General features: G+C 63.8%; 13 protein-coding genes, 1 tRNA gene and 1 pseudogene. 9 read left to right on the plus strand and 6 right to left on the minus strand.

Annotated features, from left to right (window positions below; genetic code table 11):
* The first annotated feature begins 2 nt into the window (after nt 1-2).
* Together cobT and ACK4HL_RS09660 are read left to right on the plus strand one after the other, a co-directional pair.
* Nucleotides 3-1,892: a cobaltochelatase subunit CobT gene (gene cobT / locus ACK4HL_RS09655; RefSeq protein WP_409759299.1), complete on the plus strand. Its 1,890-nt coding sequence runs from the start codon at nt 3-5 to the stop codon at nt 1,890-1,892.
* Entirely contained in the window at nt 1,889-2,857 is a 969-nt protein-coding gene (locus ACK4HL_RS09660; protein ID WP_409759302.1) for an esterase-like activity of phytase family protein, read from the plus strand. Before cobT ends, ACK4HL_RS09660 begins: the two co-directional genes overlap by 4 nt.
* Here the strand turns inward: ACK4HL_RS09660 and ACK4HL_RS09665 are convergent.
* Nucleotides 2,845-3,507, minus strand: coding sequence for a DapH/DapD/GlmU-related protein (locus ACK4HL_RS09665; RefSeq protein ID WP_409759305.1), 663 nt, complete (start codon nt 3,505-3,507; stop codon nt 2,845-2,847). The genes ACK4HL_RS09660 and ACK4HL_RS09665 overlap by 13 nt on opposite strands.
* A 69-nt stretch (nt 3,508-3,576) precedes the next feature.
* Entirely contained in the window at nt 3,577-3,876 is a 300-nt protein-coding gene (rpmB, locus tag ACK4HL_RS09670) for a 50S ribosomal protein L28 (protein ID WP_409759308.1), read from the minus strand.
* Nucleotides 3,877-4,517: 641 nt separating this feature from the next.
* On the opposite strand from rpmB, the gene ACK4HL_RS09675 reads away from it, so the two are divergent.
* The 5 genes from ACK4HL_RS09675 (at nt 4,518) to ACK4HL_RS09695 (ending at nt 9,874) form a co-directional block, all read left to right on the plus strand.
* Nucleotides 4,518-7,637, plus strand: a complete 3,120-nt coding sequence (locus ACK4HL_RS09675) for a helicase-related protein (RefSeq protein ID WP_409759310.1) — start codon at nt 4,518-4,520, stop codon at nt 7,635-7,637.
* Entirely contained in the window at nt 7,624-7,929 is a 306-nt protein-coding gene (locus ACK4HL_RS09680) for an RNA-binding S4 domain-containing protein (RefSeq protein WP_409759313.1), read from the plus strand. Before ACK4HL_RS09675 ends, ACK4HL_RS09680 begins: the two co-directional genes overlap by 14 nt.
* A 66-nt stretch (nt 7,930-7,995) precedes the next feature.
* Complete coding sequence (gene fdxA / locus ACK4HL_RS09685; RefSeq protein WP_409759316.1) at nt 7,996-8,334, plus strand: ferredoxin FdxA; 339 nt, start codon at nt 7,996-7,998, stop codon at nt 8,332-8,334.
* Nucleotides 8,335-8,747: 413 nt separating this feature from the next.
* Entirely contained in the window at nt 8,748-9,686 is a 939-nt protein-coding gene (locus ACK4HL_RS09690) for a CarD family transcriptional regulator (RefSeq protein WP_409759319.1), read from the plus strand.
* 111 nt (nt 9,687-9,797) lie between these two features.
* Nucleotides 9,798-9,874: transfer RNA gene (locus ACK4HL_RS09695), tRNA-Arg, on the plus strand.
* 14 nt (nt 9,875-9,888) lie between these two features.
* Here the strand turns inward: ACK4HL_RS09695 and ACK4HL_RS09700 are convergent.
* The 4 genes and pseudogenes from ACK4HL_RS09700 to ACK4HL_RS09715 form a co-directional block, all read right to left on the minus strand.
* Nucleotides 9,889-10,047 (minus strand): annotated as a pseudogene (locus tag ACK4HL_RS09700) (hypothetical protein); the annotation flags it as partial.
* A gap of 182 nt (nt 10,048-10,229) precedes the next feature.
* Nucleotides 10,230-10,553 (minus strand): hypothetical protein, encoded by a 324-nt coding sequence (locus ACK4HL_RS09705; RefSeq protein WP_409759322.1) that lies wholly within the window; start codon nt 10,551-10,553, stop codon nt 10,230-10,232.
* On the minus strand, nt 10,550-11,353 hold the full coding sequence (locus tag ACK4HL_RS09710) for a DUF2092 domain-containing protein (protein WP_409759325.1): 804 nt from the start codon (nt 11,351-11,353) through the stop codon (nt 10,550-10,552). Before ACK4HL_RS09710 ends, ACK4HL_RS09705 begins: the two co-directional genes overlap by 4 nt.
* A 22-nt stretch (nt 11,354-11,375) precedes the next feature.
* On the minus strand, nt 11,376-13,313 hold the full coding sequence (locus ACK4HL_RS09715; protein WP_409759328.1) for a DUF3604 domain-containing protein: 1,938 nt from the start codon (nt 13,311-13,313) through the stop codon (nt 11,376-11,378).
* A 358-nt stretch (nt 13,314-13,671) separates the two neighbouring features.
* On the opposite strand from ACK4HL_RS09715, the gene ACK4HL_RS09720 reads away from it, so the two are divergent.
* Nucleotides 13,672-14,505, plus strand: a complete 834-nt coding sequence (locus tag ACK4HL_RS09720) for a peptidyl-prolyl cis-trans isomerase (RefSeq protein WP_409759331.1) — start codon at nt 13,672-13,674, stop codon at nt 14,503-14,505.
* A complete protein-coding gene (locus tag ACK4HL_RS09725) occupies nt 14,502-15,494 on the plus strand; it encodes a HupE/UreJ family protein (protein ID WP_409759334.1) in 993 nt (330 codons plus the stop codon). The genes ACK4HL_RS09720 and ACK4HL_RS09725 overlap by 4 nt, the downstream gene beginning before the upstream one ends.
* The last annotated feature ends 77 nt before the right edge of the window (nt 15,495-15,571 follow it).

A 15,571-nucleotide genomic window follows, 5' to 3' on the forward strand; every position in this document is an offset into this window, starting at 1 on the left:
CGGTGGCGAAGGAGAAGGACTCACCCGCCAACGAATTCAAGCGCGTCCTCACCGTCGCGATGAAGACCATTGCCGAGGACCCGGAACTCTCCGTCGCCTTCGGCAATGAAAGTCCCTCGCTTGCGGGCAACCGCGCCAAGCTGCCGCAGGTCGGCAACGAGCTGAAGGCCTCCGACGTCGCCATCGTTCGCGGCCTGTCGGACAGCTTCGCCCTGCGGCTCGCCAATCACAGCGACAAGGTCCATGCACGCTACCAGCCGCAGGGCAAGAACGCCCGCGCCGTGTTCGAGGCCGTGGAGCAGGCCCGCATCGAGGCCTTGGGCGCAAATGCGATGCCCGGCATGAAGGTCAATCTCGCGGCCATGCTGGACGACCGCTACCGCAGGAAGGACGTCGCCCGCTACACCGACCGCAAGGATGCGCCGCTGGACGAAGCCGTGGCGCTCATGGTGCGCGAGAAGCTCACCGGTGAGCGCCCGCCGGAGGCGGCACGCGCCATGGTCGATCTGTGGCGGCCGTGGATCGAGGACAAGGCTCAGTCCCAGCTCATCCATCTCCTCGACAATATCCACGACCAGGCCGCCTTCTCGCGCATGTCGCGCGACATCATCGCGGCCCTCGACATGGCGGAGGAACTCGGCGAGGACCCCGACCAGTCCGACGAGAACGACGAGAGCAGCGAGCCGCAGGAAGAATCCGGCGAAAGGCAGGAAACGCCCGAGGGCGAGGAGCAGGAAAGCGCCCAGCAGTCCATGGAGGAGATGCAGGACGCCGAGGGCGAATCGGAAGCCGCCGAGATGGACGCCCAGCAGATGGACGTCGACGAGCAGCCGGACGAGCAGGAAGGCGAGGAGGAAGCCGACGGCGAGGAGCCCTGGCGCCCGCAGCTGCCCTTCTCCTCCCTCACCAACGAGGATTTCTACAAGGTCTTCACCAACCAGTTCGACGAGGAGATCTCGGCCGAGGAGCTCTGTGACGCGGACGAACTGACGCGCCTCAGGAACTACCTCGACAAGCAACTCTCGAACCTGCAGGGCGTGGTCGCCCGGCTTGCCAACCGGCTGCAGCGCCGCCTCATGGCGCAGCAGAACCGCTCCTGGGACTTCGACCTGGAGGAAGGCGTGCTCGATGCCGCGCGCCTGACGCGCGTTGTGATCGATCCGATGCATCCGCTCTCCTTCAAGGTGGAGCAGGACACGGAATTCCGTGACACGGTGGTGACGCTGCTTCTCGACAATTCGGGCTCGATGCGCGGCCGGCCGATCACCGTGGCCGCCACCTGCGCCGACATCCTCGCGCGCACGCTGGAACGCTGCGGGGTCAAGGTGGAGATTCTCGGCTTCACGACGCGCGCCTGGAAGGGCGGGCAATCGCGGGAGAAATGGCTCGCCGCCAACAAGCCTTCGAACCCGGGCCGCCTCAACGATCTTCGCCACATCATCTACAAGTCGGCGGACAGCCCATGGCGGCGCGCCCGGCGCAACCTCGGGCTCATGATGCGCGAGGGCCTGCTCAAGGAGAACATCGACGGCGAGGCGCTGATCTGGGCGCACAACCGGCTACTGGCGCGGAGCGAGCAGCGGCGCATCCTGATGGTCATCTCGGACGGCGCCCCGGTGGACGACTCGACGCTCTCCGTCAATTCCGGGAACTATCTCGAAAAGCATCTCCGCCAGGTGATCCACGACATCGAACAGCGCTCGCCGGTGGAACTCATCGCGATCGGCATCGGCCACGACGTGACGCGCTACTACAAGCGCGCGGTGACGATCGTCGATGCGGAGGAGCTGGGCGGCGCCATGACGGAGAAGCTCGCCGAGCTCTTCTCCGAGAAGGCCGCTCCGCCGCAGCCCGCGAACCGGCCGAACCCCAAGAAGCGCGCCCGGGCTTGACCCCGGTCCGCACCGCTTTGCTGCTGCTTCTGGCTCTTGCGCCGCAAGCCGCGGCAGAGCCCGTCACCATCCTTGCCGAGCCGGTGCCATCCTTCGCAAGGCTTTCCTCGGCGGAGAGCTTCGGCCCCTTCGCGTGGCGGGGCGGCCTCACGCTCTCCTCACCGGAGGAGCGCTTCGGCGGGCTCTCCGGCCTGGTGCTGGGGCCGGATTGCGAGGAGCTGCTGGCGGTGAGCGATCGCGGCAACTGGCTCAGCGGCCGGCTCTCCTACGAGGGAGGCAGGCTCTCCGGTTTCGCCGCCGCCGAAATGACGCCCGTCCTCGACAGCAAGGGCCGGCCTCAGAGGAACAAGGCCTGGGGCGATGCCGAAGCTTTGGCGCGGCTGGCCGACGGGCGCATCGCTCTCGGGTTCGAAAGCCGGGTGCGCTTCGGGACCTACGATGTGGCAGGCGATGGCCTTGCAGCCCGCTTCAGGGCCGTCCCTCACCCGAAGGAGATCGATTCCGGCCCGGAAAACGCCGAGGTCGAGTCGCTCGGCCAACTGCCGGACGGCAGGTTCATCGCCATTTCGGAGGGCCAGTTCGACGAGGGCGGCAAGATACGCGCCTGGGCGTGGAAGGGACGCAAGGCCGCGGCTTTTACACTCGCGCGGTTCGGCGATTACCGCGTCACCGATCTCGCGGTCACCGCGGACGGCGATGTGCTGACGCTCGAGCGGCGCTTCACCTCGACCTCCCTTCCCGGCATGGCACTGCGCCGCTTTCCGGCATCGAGGATCGAGCACGGTGCCAGCCTGGAACCGGAGCTCCTCCTCGAAGTCACCGCGCCGCTCCACGTCATCGACAACATGGAAGGGCTGGCCCTGTGCGAGCGCGACGGCGAGACGCGCGTCACGCTCATGTCGGATGACAACTTCAACCGCTCGCTCCAGAGCACCGTTCTGCTGCAATTCGCCTATCGGCCCTGAGACGCCTCGTAACGCGCGAGGAAGGCTTCGGCACTCATGGTGCGCATGTCCTCGACCGCTTCCGCCAGCCGCTGGTGCTGCCAGTCCCACCAGGCGAGCCTGACGATGCGGGCGCTGATCTCGGGCGGGAAACGCCATCTGAGGAAACGGGCCGGGACGCCAGCCACGATCGCGTGTGGCGCCACGTCCTGCGTCACCACGGCCCCCGCAGCCACGACCGCGCCATGGCCGATCTTCACGCCCGGCAGGATGATCGCGCCATGGCCGATCCACACGTCATGGCCGATTTCCACCTTCTGAGACATGCGCTTCTCGCGGAAGGCCTTGTCGAGCCTCGCGCCGACGAAATACTCGTTCGGCCGGTAGGTGATCTTGTGCTGGCTGATGCGTTCCGTGGGGTGGTTCAGCGCGTTGATGCGGCAGTGGGCGGCGATGGCGCAGAACTTGCCTATGACCGCATAGATCGCCTCGCTGTCACGCTCGATGTAGGAATAGTCGCCGAGGACGGAATCGAGAAGCTGTACGCGCTCCTTCACCTCCGTGAAGCGGCCGAGCGTGGCGTTGCGCAGGCTGGCCGAGCCGTGGACGCGCGGGCTCCCGTCCCGCGGTGTCTGCGGCGGCCGCGTCTCTCGCTCTTCACCTTCGCTCATGGGCCCAGCCATAAAGCAAAAGCCGCCCCGGTTGGAGCGGCTTCTTGAAACGGGCGGAGCCCCGTATGATCAGGCGGCGGCCTTGGCACCCTCGAGCTTGCGGGCGATCGAGCGCTTCAGGCGCAGAGCCTTGTCGGACAGCTTGGCGTTGTCGGCCTTCAGGAGGAAAGCGTCGAGGCCGCCGGCGTGCTCCACCGACTTCAGCGCGATGGCCGAGATGCGCAGGCGATAGGTCAGGCCCATCGCATCGCTCATCAGGCTCACGTCGCAGAGGTTGGGCATGAAGCGGGTCTTGGTCTTGTTGTTGGCGTGGCTGACCTTGTTGCCAACCAGCGCGTTCTTTCCCGTCAACTCACAACGGCGGGCCATGGGCGAAACTCCAGAATAAGAATTGGGTCCGGACGGCAGGCTGCCCCCGGCTCGGATGCCGGGTCTATAGTGGCAGAGGCCTCGCCGGTCAAGCCACGGCGGCCGGTTTTTGCGCTCTCACCCCGCCAGCAAAAGGAGTCCCATTCCGGGACGAACCCGTTAATGAAGCGAAGACCGCAGCTGGGCTTCGGGCTGCCCGCACCTTCCCGCCTTGTGGCGAGACCGGGTCCCTCCTACCACATCTTGGGTGAACAAAACAAGAAATCTGCGCCTTCACCGATTCGCCCCCGCTCTGTTCCGGGCCTGATCCGGTTCGTTAAAATTCGAAGCTCCTCGCCTGCCGAGCCGGCAAGCTTTCCTCAACCTGGGGCCAAGGACCTTAAAGGAAGATACTGGCGGGGTCCTCCCGGATTGCCGGGTGCGCACCCGCCGCCGGGCAGGGGCAGGCTGGCATCGCGCCCGGAAATGCTGGGCAAATCCTTGGGAACGAAAGCGGAATCGCCCCCCGGCAGCGATTCGGGCCAGATTCGTTCTGCTTTGAATCCGTTCGCTAACGGAGCGGTTCAGAATGGGGCAAATTTCCTTGACCTGCCGGGACCTGCGCCCCAACTGTGAAGCAAGGATTTTTGCAGCCGCACCTGATGCCTTCTCCCAAAACCGTAACCGCCGTGCTGGGGCCGACCAACACCGGCAAGACCCATCTCGCGGTGGAGCGCATGCTCGGCCACGGCGGCGGCATGATCGGGCTTCCCTTGCGTCTCCTCGCCCGCGAGATCTATGACCGCGTGCGCGGCCGCGCCGGCGATGCCGCCGTGGCGCTGGTGACGGGGGAGGAAAAGATCATTCCCGCCCAGGCACGCTACTGGATCTGCACAGTCGAGGCCATGCCGGCCGATGTCGACGTGCCCTTCCTCGCCATCGACGAGGTGCAGCTCTGCGCTGATTTCGAGCGCGGCCACATCTTCACCGACCGCGTGCTGCACCGGCGCGGGCGCGAGGAAACGATGCTGCTGGGTGCCGCCACCATGCGGCCCATTCTCGAGCGGCTGCTGCCCGGCACGAGCTTCGTGTCGCGGCCGCGTTTCTCGCAACTCCTCTATGCCGGGCAGAAGAAGATCACCCGGCTGCCACGGCGCACCGCCATCGTCGCCTTCTCCGCAGACATGGTTTATGCGACGGCCGAATTGATCCGCCGCCAGAGGGGCGGTGCGGCGGTGGTGCTGGGCGCCCTTTCGCCGCGCACCCGCAACGCGCAGGTGGCGCTCTACCAGTCGGGTGACGTCGATTACATCGTGGCGACCGACGCCATCGGCATGGGCCTCAACATGGACGTGGACCATGTGGCCTTCGCCTCCACCCGAAAGTTCGACGGTTTCCAGTACCGCCAGCTCAACCCTTCGGAGTTGGGCCAGGTAGCAGGCCGCGCCGGGCGCTACATGAACGACGGCACCTTCGGCGTCACCGGCGAGGCCGACCCATTCGACCAGGAAACGGTGGAGCGGCTCGAGAGCCACAATTTCGAGAACGTGCGCATGCTGCAGTGGCGCAACCGCGATCTCGACTTCGGCTCGCTCGAGCGGCTCAAGCAGTCGCTGAACCAGCTGCCGCAACTCCACGGCCTGACGCGCGCCCAGCCGAATGCCGACGTGCTGGCGCTCGAGGCATTGGCGCGCGACCCCTCGACGCGCGATCTCGCCACAAGCCGCAAGGACGTGAAGCGCCTCTGGGAGGTGTGCCAGATCCCCGATTACCGCAACATCTCGAACTCGGAACACGCCTCGATCGTGTCCCGGATCTACCAGTTCCTGCAGTCGGGCGACGGCTTCATCGACGAGGACTGGTTCGTCCGCCAGCTCAAATACTGCGAGAACACCCAGGGCGACCTCGACACGCTGTCGAACCGCATCAGCCACATCCGCACCTGGACCTTCGTCGCCAACCGGCCGGATTGGCTGAAAGCGCCTCTCTATTGGCAATCTTATGCCAGAGAGATAGAGGACAAGCTGTCAGATGCCTTGCATGAAAGGCTGACACAGCGTTTTATCGACCGCCGCACCAGCGTCCTGATGAAGCGCCTGGCCCAGAAGGAAGAATTGATGTCGACTGTTGAGGAAGATGGCGCCATCCACGTGGAGGGCGAGTATATTGGCCGGATCAAGGGCTTCCTGTTCGTGCCGGACGGCGCCACCGAAGGGGCCGAGGCCCGCGCCCTGAAGGCTGCCGCAATGTCTGCCGTCGCCGCCGAAATCACCGCTCGTGCCAAGGCGGTGGCCGCCTCCGCCGACACGGCGCTGAAGCTCACCCGCGACGGGCAGATCATCTGGAACCACGCTCCCGTCGGCAAGCTCGAGCCCGGAAACACGCTTCTGAGGCCGCGCGCCAGCGTCATCGCCGGAGACCAGCTCTCCGGCGCCGAGCGCGAGGAGGTGCAGGCCAGGCTGCAGAAGTTCGTCGACCGGCACGTCGCCGCCGTGCTCGAGCCGCTGATCAAGCTCGAAGAGGGCGAGGGCCTCGAGGGCATCTCCCGCGGCATCGCCTACCGGCTGGTCGAAACGCTCGGCGTGCTCCCGCGCGACACGGTGGCGGAAGAGGTGAAATCGCTGAGCCAGGACGATCGCGCCAAGCTGCGCGCATTCGGCGCGCGCTTCGGCGCCTTCAACGTCTATGTGCCCGCATTGCTGAAGCCCGCCCCCACCGAACTCCGCCTCCTGCTGTGGGCCCTCAATCTTCAGAAGGAAGGAAAGCTGGAACCCGCCGCCCTGCCCCAGCCGCCGGGCCAGGGCCTCACCTCCGCCCTTTTCGACCGCTCGACGCCGAGGGGTTTCTACGGCGTTTGCGGCTACCGCATCTGCGGCTCGCGCGTGGTGCGGATCGACATGCTGGAGCGGCTCGCGGACCTGATCCGCGACCGTGTGTTCTGGCGGCCGCGCTTTCCCGAGGAGCAGAGGCCGGCAGGCTCGGTCGAGGGCGGCGGCTTCACCGTGGTGCCTGACATGATGTCGCTCGTGGGCTGCTCGGGCGAGGATTTCCTGGGCATCCTGCGCAGCCTCGACTACCGCATGCAGAAGAAGAAGGTGAAGCGCCCGGTCGTGGCGGAAGCCGCCGCGGCGCCTGAGCCCGGAAAGCCGCAGGAACTCCCCGGCAACGCCCCGAGCGAGGTTCCCCCGCCTGCTCCGCCCCAGGAGGCCCCGCAGCCTTCCGAACCGCCGACACCGCAGCCCACCGAACCGCCGGCCGAACCGGCAACGCCACAGGAACTGCCGCCCGCACCGGTGGAGGTGCCGCCCAACCCGGCCACCCCCGCCACCGAGACGTCCGAGGCCTCCGCTGCCGATGGTCCGGTTCCGGCGCAGGACGACACCGCAGGCGGGGAGGTTCCGGCCGCCGCGATGGAGGAGGTCGAAATCGAGGTTTGGTGGCCGCGCGACACCGGCCCCTTCCGCCATCGGCCCGAGCGCCAGCGCGAGCACGCGAAGCGCCAGCCGCACCGCCGCGAGCATGCTCCCGCCGGCGAGGGAGACCAGAAGGCGGAGGGCGAACACCGCCCGGCAAAGCCCCATCGACACGGCAAGGGCGGGCATTCCCGCCGCGAGGAGCACCCGGAGAACCAGGAGGCCGAAGGGCGGCACCATCGCAAGCCCCGCCGGGAGGAGCGCAAACCCGCCTTCGAGGAACGCAAGCCCCGCCCTGAAAAGCCCATCGACCCCAACTCGCCCTTTGCCGTGCTGGGGGCCCTGAAGGCGAAACTTGCCGGCAAGTGAGCCCGCGGGCGCTCGCCAGCGCCTCGACAAGTGGCTGTGGTTCGCGCGGGTGGTGAAGACGCGGGAGGCCGCGGCGGCACTGGTCGAATCCGGGCATGTGAGGATCAACGGCCAGAAGACGCTGAAGCCTGGGCATGCCGTCAAGGAAGGTGACGTGCTCACCGTCGTTCTCAACGCCCGGGTGCGCGTGCTGCATATCGCCGCACTGGCGGAGCGGCGGGGTCCGCCCGAGGCGGGCCGCCTTCTCTACCGCGAGCCGGGCATGTCCAAAGCTGATGGCGATGCGCCGTAAAAAGAGGTGCAGAGGCTGGAGGAAATTGCTAGACCACCGTTCGGAATAAAGAACGGTTGAGCCTCCATGACCTATATCGTCACTGATAACTGCATCAAGTGCAAGTACATGGACTGCGTGGAAGTCTGCCCCGTGGACTGCTTCTACGAGGGTGAGAACATGCTGGTGATCCACCCGGACGAGTGCATCGACTGCGGCGTCTGCGAGCCGGAATGCCCGGCCGAGGCGATCAAGCCCGACACCGAGCCGGGGCTCGAATCCTGGCTCAAGCTCAACACGGACTATGCGGCCAAATGGCCCAACATCACCACCAAGAAGGAGCCCCCGGCGGACGCCAAGGAGTTCGACGGGGTGGATGGCAAGCTGGAGAAGTACTTCTCGCCCAATCCCGGCGAGGGCGACTGAGAACCGCTCGCCGCTGCCATGCCCCCAGCGCAGGCAGGCCATGCGAATCCATTGGCGGAATTAACCTTTTCGCCCCGATTCATCCGTGTGCGGCGGAAGATTCCGCCGTACACGGACATCTCGGACTTTAAAATTGCCCGAACTTGTGGTATTTAGGCCACGATGAGTATGTAAACCGAGTAGGGACGACGGATCCGGGCGCAAAGCTCGGGTTTTTTTCGCGCTAACGCCGGCAATCCGCGGCACGTGAACGGGGCTCGAGGGCGCCCTTCCGCCGGATTGGTACGCGATCGGCGGATACGGGAAGCGGACGAAGAGGCAAGGCGCGCCGTGGGGCGTGCCAATCGTCCCCTGTTTGCCGCATTCGGAGCGCATATTCCATAACAAGATCGGGCAAAGGGCGAAGGACAGAAATGACGAAAGCGAAGACGAAGACAGCAGCTGCGAAGAAGCCCGCGGCCAAGGCCAAGACCAAGTCGGCCCCCAAGAAGACCTCGAAGCCGGTCACTGCCGCCAAGGCCAAGCCGGCGGCTGCAGCCTCCAAGCCCCAGGCCAAGACCCAGGCGAAAGCCGCTGCCGCGAAGCCGGTTGCCGCCTCCAAGCCCGTTACCGCCAAGCCGGCTGGCGCCAAGCCCGCCGCGGCGAAGCCGGTGGCCGCCAAGCCGGTGGCCGAGCCGCGCAAGGCGCCTGCCGCGAAGCCCGCTGCCGTTGCCGCCGCACCGCAGCCGGTGGCCGTTGCCGCTCCCGCCGCTGCCGTGAAGCCCGCCCCGGGCGGGCCGGTCGTCGGAACGCCGGCGGCCAAGAAGCTGGTTTTCAAGGTGAATGAGCTGGTGGTCTACCCCGCCCACGGCGTAGGCAAGATCATCCAGATCGAGGAACAGGAGATCGCCGGCGCCAAGCTCGAACTCTACATCGTGGATTTCGAAAAGGAAAAGCTGCGCCTGAAGGTGCCGACCGGCCGCGCCGAGCAGAAGGGCATGCGCCGGCTCTCGGACAAGGGCCAGATCGAGGCAGCGCTCAAGATCCTCAAGGGCCGGGCCCGCATCAAGCGCACCATGTGGTCGCGCCGGGCGCAGGAATATGATGCAAAGATCAACTCGGGCGACATCATGGCCGTGGCCGAGGTGGTGCGCGATCTCTACCGGTCCGAGCGCCAGCCCGAGCAGTCCTATTCCGAGCGCCAGCTCTTCGAGCAGGCGCTGGACCGCATGGCCCGCGAAATCGCTGCCGTGAAGCGCATCGATGACGACCAGGCCGTGAAGGAGCTCGAGGAGTTCCTCTCCAAGAACGCCAAGCGCGCCCCTGCGGGCGAAAAGGCCGAGGATGAGGTGCCGGCCGAAGAAGCCGCATAAAGGAGCCTTCAGCATCGTTCTTCGAGGCCCGGTCCGAGGACTGGGCCTCTTTCATCTGAGGCCCGCCCTTTCCAAATCGGCCGGGGAAGGGTAGAAGGTGACCCGGCCAAGGGTCCCGTAGCTCAGCTGGATAGAGCATCAGTTTCCTAAACTGAGGGTCACAGGTTCGAATCCTGTCGGGGCCGCCAATTAATCTAAAGGGTTAGTCTTGTTGCACCGCCATGGCGGAAACAGCAGGGCCTATGACCCAGCGGTTGAAACCCGACGGGATTTCGCGGCCCCACTGGCCGACCGGCACGTTCACGAGCGTGCCGAGCGAATAGTGCAGTTTTTCGTCGGGCCAGGCCAGCGTCGCGCCGAGAACCGGATCGCCTTAGGCCCCCACATCGCGGTCGGAAGGGCGATGTAGGCATCCGCTTCGACTCCGCCCGACAACTCGAGCCCAGCCGTTTCGAAGTCGATGTCGGCGTCGCCGTCGTGGTCTTCGATCCGCGGCGGCTGTGGCGGACCGGTCCACCCGGGCCTGGAATGTGTCCGGCTTGCTCAGAAATAGACGATTACGTATCCGCTGCCCGACTTCTGATAATATGTGCCGCCGCAGTAGTAGAGATTATAGCCGTAATAGGATCCGTAAGTGCAGCCCACCGGGATTGCGGCAATGTAAGCCCCACGGCGGATGGTGCGCCGTGTCGTCCTCCGGGCAACACCAGCCACCGAAGCCGGAGTTGCAGGGCGGCCTACGCGCGCTGCCGCCGAAGATATCAACCCCTCCGCCGACCGCGAGAACAACGCGGTACCGAGTTCCGTCTCGCCGGCAACGAACAATACGGCCAGCGCCATGATGGCGCGCCTGGTGGACGTTCTCATTGTTCAGCTCCTTCCGAAAGCATGGGCTTGACTTCGTCGAGTCCCTCGAACTCGTCGATCTTGACGACCTTCGCGCTACCGCTCTCGATACGGAAGCTGTTCCCTGCAATCCCGGCTCCGGACTTCCAGTCCGAGACATCGATCCTGTAGCTTGGCGCCATCGCGGTAAGCTTGCTGGTGATCTCGAGACGGCATGGGTAAGGGCGGTCACCCTGGGCGATCCAGATCTGCCAGTCGACCTCGCGCGTGCGGAACGCCAGATGATCGCACATCTGCCCGCGAATGACGCCGCTACCAAGATCCATGGCAGAGGTGACGTTCGACATCATCGCGTCATAGGGATTGGATGACAGCAGATCAGCCGCCGGAGCCTCGGCGCCGTATTCAAAGCGCAGCGTATCGATCAGTTCATCGATCGATCCCTTTGTTTCCGCCGACGTGAAGACATTCAGTTTCTTGCCGAGAACGCTCAGTACGCTTCCGTCATATGCCATGTCCACATCGGCGAAGCCACCGGTGCGGGTGACCCTGATCTTGTCAGGACGTGCCAGCGCCACCGTTCCGGAACTTGCGAAGCCGACCTTCATCATGTCGGCCGTGACGATCTCGAGACTGGCATCGTAGCTGAACGACAGCTCATTTTGGCCGGCAATGTAGTCCGACATGGCCTTGAACAGTGCCTTGGCATCGCTCTCCTCGGCTGAAGAGGGCAATGAAAGGACCGTGGCGGCAGCTACCATGGCCGAAGCTGCCGCATAGCTGCGCAGAAGTCCAACTGCTGACGTGATCTTGATCTTCATGAGACACTCTCCTCCGGAGGCGTTAGGAAGCGGGCTTGTACCAGATCGGCGAGGTATAGGCCCTCTCCTGGATTGTCGCTGGAACGTCGGTTGGAACGGGAAGGCCGTAATATTTCGCATCATAGGTGGTCCAGCGCGGCGTTGGGATTTCAAGAACGCGGCCGTAGTAGAATGCGCTCTGCCTGTGATCGAACTCGGGATCCGTCCAGACGGCGATCAGTTCGGGTGACCCGATCGTATTGGTCCATGTTGCGTTTGCCACATCGACCGTATTGCCAACGGCAGGCACCTTGCCGTCTGCGCCAGGCTTGCGGTCACCGGACCATACGACGTCGTAGACTTTCTCGTGGGTCTCGCCCTGCTCGTCCATCCAGCCCTTGACGATCTGGTAGCGGTCGAGATTGGCGCCAATGGGATCCTTCAATGCGGCAACGAGGAAGGTCGGAGCCTTCCCTTCGGGTGCGGCACCGAGATCCCCGCCCATGGGAACGCCCTTCCCGTAGCCCGCGACGGCAGGATTACGGCTCCTGGCGTCGCTTTCGGTGAACTCATAGCCGCCGAACAGACGGACCATCATGCGGGTACCCGTCGTGGCATAGACCTCGCGGCGCTCCATCGCGTCAAAGATCGACTCCCGGGTGTTCTCCGTTGCCCAAACCGCTGCATAACCGGCCGCGACAACATCCCTGTCATTGACGATGATGCCGGTCTTGGGGTTGTTGACGAACGTGTTTGTCAGCCTCTCTGCGCTAGGCTCCATGGGCGCGACCTTGCCCCAGAAGTTGTCTTCCTCGACTGCAGGAAGTCCTGTATGTGCATCGGTCGATCCAATCATTCCGAACTTGAATGGATTGACGCCAAATTCCTTCTCCATCTTGAGCCCAAGCTTCAAGCCGGACCGGGCATATTCATGCTGCAGCATCTCCGGTTTCTTGGCTTCGCTCATGTCGAGATTGCCCTTGTCCCACGTCTCGAAGTTGGCAAACTCGTCATTGGGTGACAGGAAGGGATGCGCCTCGCCGTCGCCTTTCATCTGCGTCACTTCGTAGATTGGCTCCCACCGATGGCGGGCTTCCGCATACTGCTGATCGACCGGCTTGTCCGTGAACGGCTGGATGAACGGAAACATCAGGCCATTGCTCACATTGCCATTGTGGGCAATGGCAAGCACATCGCCACCCGTCTTCGACTCGTAGTCGGCCATCCACTTCCAGAGGTCCGTTTCTTTCGGGCTCCCCAGCGGCGCACCTGTCGTGAAGGGAAGCGACTGACGCGCAACATCGCCGCCATCCTTGAAGATGACGTTGCGGTGAATGTTGAACGACCCCTGGGCGGTCCATTCATATCCGATGAAGGCCGTGAAGCGGCCAGGGTCGTTGTTCTCCTCCGCGGCTTCGATCGTGTCGAGCCATGTGGACTTGAATGCCGCCGTGTCCGGTTCATAGACGAGCGAGCTTGGGAAACTGCCATCGGAGAAGGCAGCGATGACCTGGAGAGCGGCTTCCTGCCCCTTGCCCTCCTTCATCATCTCATACCACTTGCGTCCCTGCGGATCCGCGACGATGTTCGGCTTGCCCGCCGCTAGGTCCGGGAACAGGCCCATGTTGTCGGAGTGATCGGCCACCACCAGGAAATCGAGCGGACGCGACAGCCTGGCTTGCTGCCCGGTGTTCGTCGTAACCTGCTCCCCCTTGGCGAAGCGGTAGGCATCCCGCGGTGAGAGACGGGCGCCAAAAATCCCCGCGTCGAAAGAGACAGCCGTATGAAGGTGGGTATCTCCGAACAGTGGACGCGTCGGAAAATTGCGATCAGCATACGGGGAGTATGGCCTCTTGGTCGGAAAAACCTTCTCGATCTTCTCCTTGGTGACCTGACCGGCATCACCATCGGCAAGGACAGGGTTGCAGAACACCAGCGCAGTTGCTCCAAGCAGCGTTGCCTTCACGAGCGACATCCGCATCTCGAGGTTCTCCCTTCCTGAATTGAGCAGACAACTGAAGAATGTACCTTTTAGACCCGATCTCACGTGCAGGACATTGACGGAAATCAATGCCGATGCATGACCATGCAGCCCAAAGGCTTACGTCGTCGGGCAGGTTCTGCCAATCTCGGTGGCGGCAGTGACGCAACGGAGCTACTGAGCATTGGCACTGGAGGTTGCTTGCAAGTACCTCCACGAGAGTCAGCTGCAGAATTGGCGGTGGCAGTCTCTCGAAGAGTGAGCAGGACCCTTTCAGCCGACTCGTGCCGGTGGGTAAGCGCTATCTGTCGTAAATGCCATAAGAAGGGGTATAGAACGAAAGATGATACAGCGGTTCATGAAGGAGCCCCTGCTGCATTTCCTCCTGGCCGGAGGATTGATCTTCTTCGTCTACATGATGGTCAATGGCGATGGCTGGAACACCAACCGCATCACTGTTTCCGCTGCGAAGATCAACCAGATGACGGAGATCTTCGTCAAGACCTGGCAGCGGCCTCCCAGCGCCGACGAGCTCAAGGCGATGATCGACGACTATGTGAAGGAGGAACTTTACGTTCGTCAGGCGCTGGCGCTGGGGCTCGACCAGGATGACACGGTCATTCGCAGACGTCTTCGCCAGAAGATGGAATTTCTGGGGAATGCCGAGGCTGAGAGCATCGTTCCGACAGATGCCGCGCTACAGGCCTATCTTGATTCACACCCCCAGAGTTTCGAGATCGAGCCGCAGATTGCGGTGGAGCAAGTCTTTCTCAGTTCCGAGCGCCATGCCGACACCCTTGAGGCAGACGCGGCCGCAATGCTGGCGACGCTCGAATCCAAGCCGGATACCGACATTTCCACCCTCGGGGACTTCACGATGTTGCCCCCCAGTCTGCCACTGGGTCGGCTCACAGGCGTCGGGGACACCTACGGACCGGAAGTTTCCGAAGCGGCGCGCAAGGCTCCTGTCGGCGAGTGGCTGGGTCCTGTCCGGTCTGGCTACGGCTTCCACCTCATCCGGGTCACGGAGCGACAGCCCGGGCGCATTCCCGTATTGGCCGAAGTTCGTGAGGCAGTGAGGACAGAATGGGTGCAGGCAAAGCGCCGCGAGGTCGAGGACCTTCGACTGGCTGATTTGCTCAAGCGCGTTGAGGTGGTGATCGAACCCACCACCACGGGATCCAAGCCATGAGGCTCTGGCAACTGTTGCTTGTCCTGCTGCCGCTGCTCGCCGGTGGACCTGCGGCGGCGCATGAGCTTAGGCCGGCCTATCTCGATCTGCGTGAAGTGGCGCCCAACGAGCTCACGGTATTGTGGAAGGTTCCGGCACTGGGGCAGATGCGCCTTGGCTTGCATGCGCGGTTCCCGGAAAACTGTGTCCGAAAAACCGAACCAGCGAGATCCATCGAGACCGGCGCCTATCTGGAGCGCTGGACGACATACTGCAGCGGCGGCCTGAAGGGCCGGACCATTACTATCGACGGCCTCAGCTCCACCATGACCGATGCACTGGTGCATATCACCTACATCGATGGTGCGACTGAGATCGCCAGGCTGACGCCAGACCTGCCTTCACTCACCGTCGCCGGGCAGCAGACGACGCTGGATGTCGCCGCGACCTATTTCGTGCTCGGTGTCGAACATATATTGAGCGGATTCGACCATCTTCTCTTTGTCCTTGCCCTCATCCTTCTGATCCATGACCTGAAGCAACTGCTGAAGACCATCACCGCCTTCACCGTTGCACACAGCATCACGCTTGCGGGATCGGCACTCGGCTACCTGAACCTGCCGCAGCCGCCGGTCGAAGCAATCATCGCCCTCAGCATTGCGTTCGTGGCAAGCGAGATACTCAAGTCCGATCCCAAGGCTTCACGGCTCTCGGAACGATACACGTGGGTTGTCGCCTTCGCCTTTGGCCTCTTGCACGGCTTCGGCTTTGCCGGCGCCCTCAAGGAAATCGGACTCCCGCACTCAGACATTCCCATGGCGCTGCTCACTTTCAACCTTGGAGTCGAGGCCGGGCAGCTCATCTTCATCGTAGCGGTGCTCACGGTGTTTGCCGCCTCGAAAGCGATGCTTGGGACCATACCGAGCATCTCACGCGCCGCCGCGGCTTATGCCATCGGCATCACCGCCACTTTCTGGCTGATTTCCCGGCTCTGGACATTCGGCGGCTAGCACGAAAGGTCTCTTTGTAGAGACGGCCACAATGCCGGCAATCTGTAGAGATCGTCGGACCTCGTCGTCGCCCACCG

The sequence above is a fragment of the Aestuariivirga sp. genome, from assembly GCF_046294715.1.
Classification (GTDB): domain Bacteria; phylum Pseudomonadota; class Alphaproteobacteria; order Rhizobiales; family Aestuariivirgaceae; genus Aestuariivirga.